Below are 9245 nucleotides of genomic sequence, written 5' to 3'. Positions count from 1 at the left end.
GAGAAAGTGGGGCCCGCCATCGGGTGTGCCGGTGCTGTTCTGCGGTGGTTCGACATCCGGCCGATGGCTGGAACGAGCGGCGAGGCCGTGACGGGCCAGCGTTCGCCTCCTGGCCGCCGACCGGCCGGGCCTCGGGGTGTCCGACGAGACGCCCGGGTGGACGCTGAGGGACTGGGCCCGCGACGTCCGCGAGTTCGCCCTCGCCCGAGTAACGCGACGCCCCCGGCCGACGCGGAGTGGGAGCCGGGGCGTCGCCGGCCAAGCCGGTCCCGGCGCGCGGGTGCCGACCGGTCGCGGCCGGGCCTTGGACGGCCGGACAGCGCCGATCGCGTCACCCACGACAGCGCACGGTTCGATGCGGCCTGCCGTAGGCGTGGCGCCCCGCCGCAGGCGGCGCGGAGGGAACGCCACGAACACTGCCGCCAGGCTACCCCGGCAGCCGGGACTGTGGGTCACAGCTGCCGCCTCGACGGCCGCCGGAGCTGGTCACCGGCCCGGATGGTGGCCGGCCTCCGCGGTCACTTCGCGAAGGACGCCGCTCAGCCGCTCGGAGAGAGTGAGGACGTCGTTCATGCTGGTGATGTAGAGGTCACGCTTGCCCTCGTCGATGGCCTGTCGGCAGTTCGTGCCGATCAGCCGGCCCTGTGCCGGCAGCGTCGGCCGCTGCCGGGCCACGTCGGGATCGGGCACGGGGAAGTACGCACCGAGCCGCTGGGCGGCCGTCCGCAGGCCCAGGCAGTGCGGGCGTATGACGCGGGCCGCATAGCCGCGGTCGGTGAAAGCCCTGTCGTCCTGGAGGGCCTTCATGATGTTCAGCACTTCACCGGTCATCTTGACCAGCAGCTCTCTCCCCCCGAGACGCAGCCAGGCGTCCGTCTGGAGGGCGAGCACCTCCTCGGAGGGCCTCGTGTTCTGTGCCGGGACCAGATTCTGGCGGGTCAGCGAAGTACGCGCGCCGGAGTGTCCGCCGGTGCCCACGGGGAGGCTCGCCGCGGTGATCAGGGTGAGCGCGGTCAGGCAGACGGCCGCCACGGCCGCCTTGCGGGTCAGGGCGCGGGTGCGGGCTCCGGACCGCGCGGGACGGAGGCGCGTACGCCGGCCGCGGTCACCGGCGTCCGGGCGCGGCCCGCACGGTAACCGCCGTACCGCCGTGGCGACCACGGCGGCACGGTAACCGCCGTACCGCCGTGGCGACCACGGCCATGAAGACGGAGACGAACAGCGCCAGTCCCAGCACGAGCGGCAGCAGCAGCTCGGTCAACGGCCAGGCGCCGCCCGGCAACCAGGCGCAGGTGGTGCCCAGGGTGGCCAGGACGCTCACGCAGCCGTCGGCCGACAGCAGCAGGAAGGCCGCGGTGACCCCGGCGAGTCCCGCCGTCCCGGCGGCGACGGCCGCGGCCGGCACCGGAAGCCGGGGTGTCACCGAGCCGGTCACCGCCGCCGTGGGGTCTGCTGCACGATCGGGTGACATCTGAACTGGCTTGCCCTGAGGGGCGGGTGGGAAGGATGTCGCTGTGCCCAAGCCCTATCCGGAAGAGTTCCGCCAGGACGTCGTGCGAGTCGCGAGAAACCGCGGCCCGGGTGTCACGGTCGAGCAGGTGGCCACCGACTTCGGAGTCCACCCGATGACGTTGTGGAAGTGGATGCGCCGGGCGGACATCGACGACGGGACCAGGCCCGGAACGACCGGCCAGGAGAGCGCGGAACTGCGGGAAGCGCGTCGGCGGATCAAGCTGCTGGAGCAGGAGAACGAGGTCCTGCGCCGGGCCGCGGCCTATCTGCCGCAGGCCCATCTGCCGGGAAAAGGATCTACCCGCTCGTGAAGGAGCTGGCCGGGGACGGGGTGCCCGTCACGGTGACGTGCCGGGTGCTCAAGCTCGCCAGACAGCCCTACTACCGCTGGCTCGACAAGCCGGTGACCGACGCCACGCTGGAGGAGGCGTATCGCGCGAACGCACTGTTCGACGCTCACCGCGACGACCCGGAATTCGGCTACCGCTTCCTGGCCGACGAAGCGCGCGGCACCGGGGCTCCGATGGCGGACCGGACCGCCTGTTTCGTCTGTCGTATCGGGTTCAGTCCAGTACGGACTGGGGGTCGTCGACATCCTCCTGCCCTCCGGGCGCTGGGGCTGCTCCCTCGAGCAGCCAGCCACGGAAAGTAGCGGATACCCATGACAACGACACCCTGCGTAACTGGCCCCCGGAGTCGAGTTCCTCTGTTACGTGAGCCCAGTAATGCGGCGTGGCGGGACGTTCCTGCACCCCTCAGGAAGATCACCCGCCGGGCAGCGAGCGAAATCACCCGCATGGCGTAGCGCTCGGCGACTGCCGCCGGCGGCGCCATCGTGAGCCACGGCGGCACGGTCCCGTCACCGGCATCGAATGGCCAGTCTTTGCCCTTCAACTGGTCGCCGACACGCTGCCCACCCAGGCCGACGCTCCATGGCACCAGCGTCCCCTTAACCTCCGGCAGACAGAGGTCGAGCAGCACCGCCGAGGCGCTGCCTAGTTCACTGGTGGACTCTATGGCCACCGCTGCTTCCACGCCGACGACCTTGGTGAGAACAGCCTTGCCGCCAAGCTGTCGACGTACGAGCGCCTCCATCGCTACGTGCCTGCGGTCCCGGGGCGCCGGCCACTTCTCCAGGAACCGGGCCTGGAGGAGTGGCGGCGGCACTACCCGCTCTTCCCCGCGTCCTGTTCGTCCTGGACGGCACCGGAACGGCCGGTGTCGAGAACCGGATCAGCGCCCTGCGCGCGGTCTCCAGGCCCCTGGCACCCTTCCTTCGCGACGGCCCCGTCCTCGCACGCACCCCGGCGCACCTGCACCACCACGGCCCCGCCGCATCCGTGTGGCACCCGTCCAGGACCTCAACCAGCATCTCCCCTGGCCCGTGCCAGGGCATTGCAAGCGCGTTCCGTGGGTCAGCGGAGGGCTTGCTGAGCAGCGCCGCATGGTGAGGCGGCCCAGGTCTTGTTGTTGAAGCCCAAGGGGCAGGGGAGAACCGTTGGGCGAAGCGGCGCAGGTGGTAAGCTGTGCGGTTGCCGCGTGCAGTTGCTACTCGGCGGAGCCGTGACCACGACCACGGCCAACGCGCAGGCCCTGGACTCCCACATCGTCAACATCAAGACCGGCGGCAGTCTGCTGCCGCACAACTGGGGCGACGGATTCCAGGACGGATGGGTGCACTACGTCTGGGACCGCGGACAGACCCTCGGAGCCGACCAGTGGGAGTTCGAGCGCCTCGCGGCCTTCGTCTACATCATCCGCAACACCAAGACCGGCATGTGCCTCAAGCCCGGCGCTCCCTGGTGGAACAAGCCGCGGGTCACCGAGGGCACCTGCGGGACCGGCCTGGAGTTCCAGTGGGAGGCGGCCCAACGGCCCCTCGACGGCGCATACAAGATCTACAGCCGGTCCGCGCGCCAGATCATGACCCCGTACTACGGCAACGGCCTGGGCGAGGTCGTCGTCCTCGAACCGGACAGCAACGCCGAGAAGGTCTGGTGGTCCATCGACAACCTCTGACCCAGCCACCCCACCCCCCAACGACACCCTGCCGCCTACACGGCCGCGAGCAGCCCCCACCCTCCTGTGGAGCGGGGCTGCTCGCGGCCACGGCGCAAGGCAGGCCGCCCCCGCACGAGGCGACCCACCATGGACACGTCCGGCTCATGGGCCGGCGTCATCTACCGCTGGCCGAGGAGGTCAGTCGCGGTGGCCGCCACGGTGGTCGCCGCCGCGGTGCCGGTCGTCACCGCGGTGGCCGCGGTCATAGCCCCAGGACACCTCGTCGACGAGTCGGTCGCGGTGGTTGCGCAGGGTCGCGGTGTCGGAGTGGTTGTCCCACACGTACGCCCGCCGGTCCTGGTACAGGTCCGTCCTGGTGTCGCGGCCGATGCCGGTGTGGACGCGGACGGTGGCGCGGCCGTTCAGCCGGTAGCGGTCGAAGGTGTAGGTGTGGCCGTCCTCGTCGGAGAGGGTCCAGCCGTCCAGGTTCACCGCCCGCCGGGAGTCGTTGGTGAGCTCCACCCACTCGGAGTTCAGCGAGCGGTTGGAACGGTCGTCGCGGCCCGGGGAGTCGTACTGCACGTCGCTGATGTAGACCACCGGGCGGTGCTGGCGGCCGTGGTGGTGGTCGTCGGCCGACGCCGGCAGCGCCACCGCGCCCACCACCGCAGCGGCCACACCGGCGACGGCGGTCAGACGACGGACGGAAGAAGAAACGGACACGAAGGTCCCCCTTCAGGTGCGCACACCCAGCCGAACCCGCGGCATGGAAGCCGCGGTTCAGCCAGGTGCGTTGTGCTGGTGCGCAGCCGGTCGGCCGCGCACCCACACCTTCCGGTCCGCGCCTCCAACTGTGAGGGATTGACGAAGCCTGTTACAGATTGAGCAGATTTCTGTAACGCTCACCTGCAATGACCATCAATCGGGCAAATGGGTGATGTTGTCATGGCTTCGGATCCAGGGGCCCTTGGAACTACCGGCTACAAGCGACGCATCGCCGGGCTGCGCCCCCCACCGTGACGAGCGCACTCACCCGAAAGTGAGTAACAGCCCTGCTGTCCAATTCCGCCGGGACGGACGGGCCGTTGAAGGGTCCAGCGACACATCACTCCTGAAGAAGCGACGGGGACCGTTGTGGGCTGTCATCGCCCGCGCGATCACCACGCGGCCTTCCCACCCACACCCCGGCCTCTCCTGCAGTGACATCGCGCCTTCGGGCGCTTGAACAGCGTCCAGTGCTTGTGGCTGACGCGGTAGAGGTTGCTGCAGACCTGCACGTCGAGCCCGAGCTCCAGGCGCGGTGGACCAGGCTCTCGAAGTCGGGGTGCATGGTCGGTTCGCCGCCGATGAACTGCACCTTCCTCACGCCGATCGCGGCGACCTTGGAGATCAGGCGCCTCCAGTCGCCGCTGGTCATGCTGCCGTGCCCCTCGGCGGGGCCGGCCTTTGCGTAGTACAGGGACGGACAGGTCAGCTGGCACTTCCCGGTGATCTCCAGCTCCAGGAAAGAGACGCTGCCCGGGCTGGTTTCCGTCGGCGGTTCCAGCACGGCGGTCATATGGTGAGATCTTCCTGCGATGCCGATGTGGAATCCGTCCCAGCGGCAGGGGGCTGAGCCGCTGGGTCGGGAGAGTACGGGTGTCCTGCCTCCTACAGCAGCCGTGCGACCGACTCGTGCAGGAACAGGTCGCGTGCGCGGTGCTCGGCCCAGACGTCCTCGATGTCCGAACGGCCGGCGTACTGGGGGCATCGGGTGCAGCCGCTGGTGTGCGGCGGCGGGATGTCCTCGGGATGGGCTGCGGCGATGTGCCGGGCGACGGCGAGTTGCTCGTAGAAGCAGCCCTCGTCCCTGCGGATTGCCTCGGCGAGGCTGGCCAGCAGCGCTGCGCACTCGCCGCACGCGAACATGAACGGCGGCGGTAACGGCAGGATGGCGTCTTCCGGGAGCTCCATCTCTCTCCTTCGAGCAGACCCGCCCCGCCTACTCTTGACAGAGACAGGCGGGACGGGGGCATGTGGGTGCGGCCCTGACCCGAAACGGCCGCCATGGGAGTGCGTCAGTGCAGGGTCCTCGCCAGCACCAGGGCGAGGACGGGGCCGGTGACGGCCGCCACGTAAAGGAACAGGCCGACGGCCGCCTTCACGACGCGGGCACGACGGCCGGCACGGTCAGCGCCTCGTAGTGGTCGCACAGCGCCAGAAGTGAGCGGGCCAGCTTCCGCGCGTAGGGCAGCTGATCGTGCGGGCCGGGGCCGGGCCGGGCGCTGAGCTTGCGCCGGGCCTCGCCGATACATGCACGCGCGCAGTACCGGGGGATGTCGTCCTCGGGAAGCCGTGCGGCCAGCTGCTCGACCTCCAGGACGGCCAGCTCGATGTGACCGCGCAGAGTGGCAGTCAGCGTGGCCAGCTCCTCGCCGGTGGGCGGCTCCGCGGTTTCGTGGGGCAGCAGCAGGGCGATGGTCTGGCGCATCGTCGCGATGTCCACCGGTGCCCCGTCGCGGCTGGTCTTCGCCATGGCGTTCACGGGCGCACCGCCTGTCCGGACCGATGTTGAAGGCACGCGCACGGCGGGTATGCGGTGCTCATCACCGGCAGCGGCCCATTCCCGGGCGTTACAGTGACCGTGCCACGCTCTTGGATGATCCTGCCGTAGCGGTCCACGGTGTAGACGCGCATCGTCATCCCGCTACCCCGTGCGCTCGGCTGGGGTCGGGCGGTACCGTTCATCATGTCGACGCTCCCTCGCTGGTTTGAGCGTTGGCCACTCCCGGGGTCGTTCGCGCGGCCGCCGGGTCTTTCATGGCGTTTGCCGGGCGAGGGTGCGTCTGCGTCATCTCGCGTCGGCAGCCGCACGAGCGGATCTGCCAGACACGGGTGGCCCCAAGGACGACCGCTTCGCCCGCCAGGCGCATGGGACGGTTCACGGCTCCGCAGTCGAAGCACGCCTCGCCGTGAAGGCGGACGATGCTCACCCGGCGGTCAACGACCGTGGGAGTGAGCGAGCGTGCTTCCTGCATGCCCCGTGCCCATCTGTGTGCCTGCGCGTGCACACATGGTGAGGGTGAGGGAACGTCAGAAGTACCCCACTCAGGGGTACCTGGCGGGGAGCGCTCAGGTTGCAGAGCACCACTCGGCGAACGCGGTCAGCGTCTCTGAGTCGGCTCGCCTCAGACGCCGCAACTTTGATGCGTCCTCTCGTACCCAAGGGTGGTCTCGGGTGTGCTGAGGCGCGATCTTCCTGGCGACCTTGAGAGACTCGAACGCGCCATCGGGCATGCCGGCCCACAGCTGCGCCCGCGCCAGCTCGATGTAGAAGCCGGACCGGCGCTCCGCGGGCAGATTCGTGGGGGGCTTCCACTCATGTGAGATGTCCAGGGCGTCGCCGACGTGGTGACCGCCGAGGCTGACCGCCACGGACACCCGGTGAATGCGGACCGAGTCAGGGCCGAAGGCGGTGCCGTGGTAGACGTCCTCCTGGACGGCCTCGGCGAGTTGCTTGGCCTCGCCGATGTGCTCGGTGGCCGCGTCCGCGTCCTTGGCTCGTCCGGCGATGACCGCGGCCCTCATATGCAGCGATCCTCGGGCCGCGCGTTCGGCGGCGGTCAGCGGCGCCGGGGCCGCGTCGATGGCCTGTTGCAGGGCGCGCAGGCCTGCGGCGTGTGCGTGTGCGGCGAAGAACGTCTCCGTACGGACGTAGGCGACGGACGCGGACAGCAGCGGGTCGCCGGCATCCGCCGCGGCCCAGCGCATGAGTTCGACCAGGCGGGCCGACAAGTCGTGAGCCCCGAGCTTGTAGGCGGCCGCGTCAGCGGAGCGATAGGCGCTGACCAGGAGCCGGGCCAGCTCAGCGCGGTCAGCGCCCCTCGCCCCCTCGTGGGCACGGGCCAGCTCGGCGAGCAGATCCGGAAGGTCGCGGACGATGCGCGTGTACTGGGCGCTCAGGCGCCAGCGTTCCGCCGCATCCACAGCGGACCGAAGGTCAGCCACCGGGCGCACCGGGCCGTCCTCGGGGCAGTCGTACGCTGCAATGGCCGCCGACAGCGCCGGAAGACCTTCCCGCGCCTGCGAGAGAGCTGGACCGCGGTCGGCGCGCAGGTGGGACGGATCGACGCCGAGCGCATCGGCGATCGCCTGAAGGGTGTCGTCAGTGACACCCCGCTCGCCGCGCTCGATCTTGCGGATCGTACCCAGCGCGACGCAGGCCGCGGTGGCCAGCTCAGCCTGAGTCATCTTGGGACGGACAACGCTCCGGTAGTAGGCGATCCGCCGGCCTACTCCCCCATCGGGTTGTGCGGGCATACTGTCTCCGTTCGGGCATCCACTCCGAACGCTACCCGTGCAGGACACAGCGCGCCCCCAAAGCGGCCCCGCCAACTCGACGGGGCCGCATCACTGTTGTCAGCGGACGATGCCGACCAGCTCCATCAGCCCACCGATCCGCCAGTCGGCCGCGGCAACCGTCTCGGGCGCGTCAGCCCACAGATTCCCCCAGGGGCCGCGCCGCAGATGCGCCGTGCGCAGCCCGGCCGACTTCGCCGGGTACACGTCGTTGGCGGGATGGTCGCCCACGTAGAGGACGCGGTCGGCCGGCGCCTCCGCGACCTCAACGACCCGCTGAAAGAATTCCGGCTGGGGCTTGGCCACGCCCCACTCCCCCGATGTGACGATCAGGTCCGCGGGCAGATCAAGACCCCGCAGAAGCTGGCCTGCGCGAGCGGTCTGATTTCCCGCGACGACGACCCGGACACCTGCCCGACGCAGAGCACTGAACGCCGGGCGGACGTCGTCGTACAGGTCATCCTCGTCCAGGTGCTCGCCGCAGCAAGCCGCCTCCCGGGCACGGTACTCGGCCGCGACGTCGATGCCCGGGCGTACGAGCCTCAGCGCCTCGGCGTTGTCCCGGCCCTGAGCAACGACGGCACCGACCAGGGCAGACAGGGTGTGACGGGGTACTCCGAGCCAGTCAGCCCAGGCACCCCAGTAGCGGTCGTCACGGGTGATCGTCTCGCCGACGTCGAACACGATGGTCTCAATCACCCGGGAAGCCTACGAGTCCCACCACGCGCGATAAATCGAACGCCTGATTGAGTCGGGTCATGCAGTCGATGCCGGCACCTGGTGGGCAAGGCGGCCGCCTGAATGGAGTCATGCTCAGGTGGTGAGGCGTAAAGCGCCAGGCAGCCGAGGGCGCTCCCCCACTGGGCCGGCCGGCTGACGGTCGCGGTCACCCAGCGGCCGGCGGTACAGTCCCCTGCCCGAAAGCGGGGACGTCCTGCGGTGCCATGTCCTCTCGGAGCCGCGCGAACCGCACCGGGTGCCGCCAGGCTCCTCGCTCCTGGGCAGTATCCACTTCCATCTCGGCGACCAGATCGGGCTCGACGAGGATGACGTCGAGCGGTGCCCGTGACCACGGCGCCGTGAACCGCAGACCCTCCCACGGGTGCCCCGACCCGGCCGCGACCAGCAGCTCGGCGAGACGCCACGCTCAACCTCCGCCATGGCAAGGCGAAGAAGTGCCAGCCACCACGGCGGCGGAACGTGCTGTCGGTGATGGACTGGGCCGTCGAGGCGGTCACCGACTACGACGAGAACGTCCGGCCACGGTACGGCATCCGCTGTCCGATGCTGAGCATCAACGTGAAGATGTTGCCCCCTGGACGAACTGGAGGAGGACCTCCTGGGCCGCCGCCAGCGCGCCGTCATCGAGGACTAGTACTCCAGCAGCACTTTGA

At 70.0% G+C, this 9245-nt stretch carries 11 protein-coding genes; 3 read left to right on the top strand and 8 right to left on the bottom strand.

Annotated elements, in window-relative coordinates; genetic code table 11:
• Nucleotides 1-486: 486 nt before the first annotated feature.
• Both C3492_RS39945 and C3492_RS39940 read right to left on the bottom strand, forming a co-directional pair.
• Nucleotides 487-1161, bottom strand: coding sequence for a hypothetical protein (locus C3492_RS39945; RefSeq protein WP_146075794.1), 675 nt, complete (start codon nucleotides 1159-1161; stop codon nucleotides 487-489).
• On the bottom strand, nucleotides 1106-1471 hold the full coding sequence (locus C3492_RS39940; RefSeq protein WP_146075793.1) for a hypothetical protein: 366 nt from the start codon (nucleotides 1469-1471) through the stop codon (nucleotides 1106-1108). The genes C3492_RS39945 and C3492_RS39940 overlap by 56 nt, the downstream gene beginning before the upstream one ends.
• A gap of 43 nt (nucleotides 1472-1514) precedes the next feature.
• On the opposite strand from C3492_RS39940, the gene C3492_RS45235 reads away from it, so the two are divergent.
• From C3492_RS45235 to C3492_RS39920, 3 genes are all read left to right on the top strand, one after another.
• Nucleotides 1515-1823 carry a transposase gene (locus C3492_RS45235; RefSeq protein WP_103817497.1) on the top strand — a complete coding sequence of 103 codons (309 nt, stop codon included), beginning with the start codon at nucleotides 1515-1517 and terminating at the stop codon, nucleotides 1821-1823.
• On the top strand, nucleotides 1820-2164 hold the full coding sequence (locus C3492_RS39930) for a hypothetical protein (protein WP_181140802.1): 345 nt from the start codon (nucleotides 1820-1822) through the stop codon (nucleotides 2162-2164). The genes C3492_RS45235 and C3492_RS39930 overlap by 4 nt, the downstream gene beginning before the upstream one ends.
• A 911-nt stretch (nucleotides 2165-3075) precedes the next feature.
• A complete protein-coding gene (locus tag C3492_RS39920) occupies nucleotides 3076-3531 on the top strand; it encodes an RICIN domain-containing protein (protein WP_103817496.1) in 456 nt (151 codons plus the stop codon).
• A gap of 180 nt (nucleotides 3532-3711) precedes the next feature.
• Here C3492_RS39920 and C3492_RS39915 read toward each other — a convergent pair whose 3' ends face one another.
• From C3492_RS39915 to C3492_RS39890, 6 genes are all read right to left on the bottom strand, one after another.
• The gene (locus C3492_RS39915) at nucleotides 3712-4236 is read right to left on the bottom strand and encodes a lamin tail domain-containing protein (RefSeq protein WP_181140801.1); all 525 of its coding nucleotides are present in this window, start codon (nucleotides 4234-4236) and stop codon (nucleotides 3712-3714) included.
• Between the two features lie 382 nt (nucleotides 4237-4618).
• Nucleotides 4619-5071: a radical SAM protein gene (locus C3492_RS44360; protein WP_146075792.1), complete on the bottom strand. Its 453-nt coding sequence runs from the start codon at nucleotides 5069-5071 to the stop codon at nucleotides 4619-4621.
• 92 nt (nucleotides 5072-5163) lie between these two features.
• Nucleotides 5164-5466 carry a hypothetical protein gene (locus C3492_RS39905; protein ID WP_103817493.1) on the bottom strand — a complete coding sequence of 101 codons (303 nt, stop codon included), beginning with the start codon at nucleotides 5464-5466 and terminating at the stop codon, nucleotides 5164-5166.
• Nucleotides 5467-5653: 187 nt separating this feature from the next.
• The gene (locus tag C3492_RS39900; protein ID WP_219822132.1) at nucleotides 5654-6028 is read right to left on the bottom strand and encodes a DUF6415 family natural product biosynthesis protein; all 375 of its coding nucleotides are present in this window, start codon (nucleotides 6026-6028) and stop codon (nucleotides 5654-5656) included.
• 596 nt (nucleotides 6029-6624) lie between these two features.
• Nucleotides 6625-7812: a helix-turn-helix transcriptional regulator gene (locus tag C3492_RS39895; RefSeq protein WP_181140800.1), complete on the bottom strand. Its 1188-nt coding sequence runs from the start codon at nucleotides 7810-7812 to the stop codon at nucleotides 6625-6627.
• 99 nt (nucleotides 7813-7911) lie between these two features.
• Nucleotides 7912-8550, bottom strand: coding sequence for an HAD family hydrolase (locus C3492_RS39890; protein WP_103817491.1), 639 nt, complete (start codon nucleotides 8548-8550; stop codon nucleotides 7912-7914).
• Nucleotides 8551-9245 lie beyond the last annotated feature (695 nt).

The organism is Streptomyces sp. Ru62, assembly GCF_002920615.1.
In the GTDB taxonomy this organism is placed as follows: domain Bacteria; phylum Actinomycetota; class Actinomycetes; order Streptomycetales; family Streptomycetaceae; genus Streptomyces.
This window is presented reverse-complemented; position numbering and strand designations above follow the sequence as displayed.

What these genes read in the sequence shown, in the direction of transcription:
- C3492_RS39940 (WP_146075793.1), bottom strand. Translation starts at nt 1,471, where the DNA reads ATGTCACCCGATCGTGCAGCAGACCCCACGGCGGCGGTGACCGGCTCG.
- C3492_RS44360 (WP_146075792.1), bottom strand. Translation starts at nt 5,071, where the DNA reads ATGACCGCCGTGCTGGAACCGCCGACGGAAACCAGCCCGGGCAGCGTC.
- C3492_RS39905 (WP_103817493.1), bottom strand. Translation starts at nt 5,466, where the DNA reads ATGGAGCTCCCGGAAGACGCCATCCTGCCGTTACCGCCGCCGTTCATG.
- C3492_RS39900 (WP_219822132.1), bottom strand. Translation starts at nt 6,028, where the DNA reads ATGGCGAAGACCAGCCGCGACGGGGCACCGGTGGACATCGCGACGATG.
- C3492_RS39895 (WP_181140800.1), bottom strand. Translation starts at nt 7,812, where the DNA reads ATGCCCGCACAACCCGATGGGGGAGTAGGCCGGCGGATCGCCTACTAC.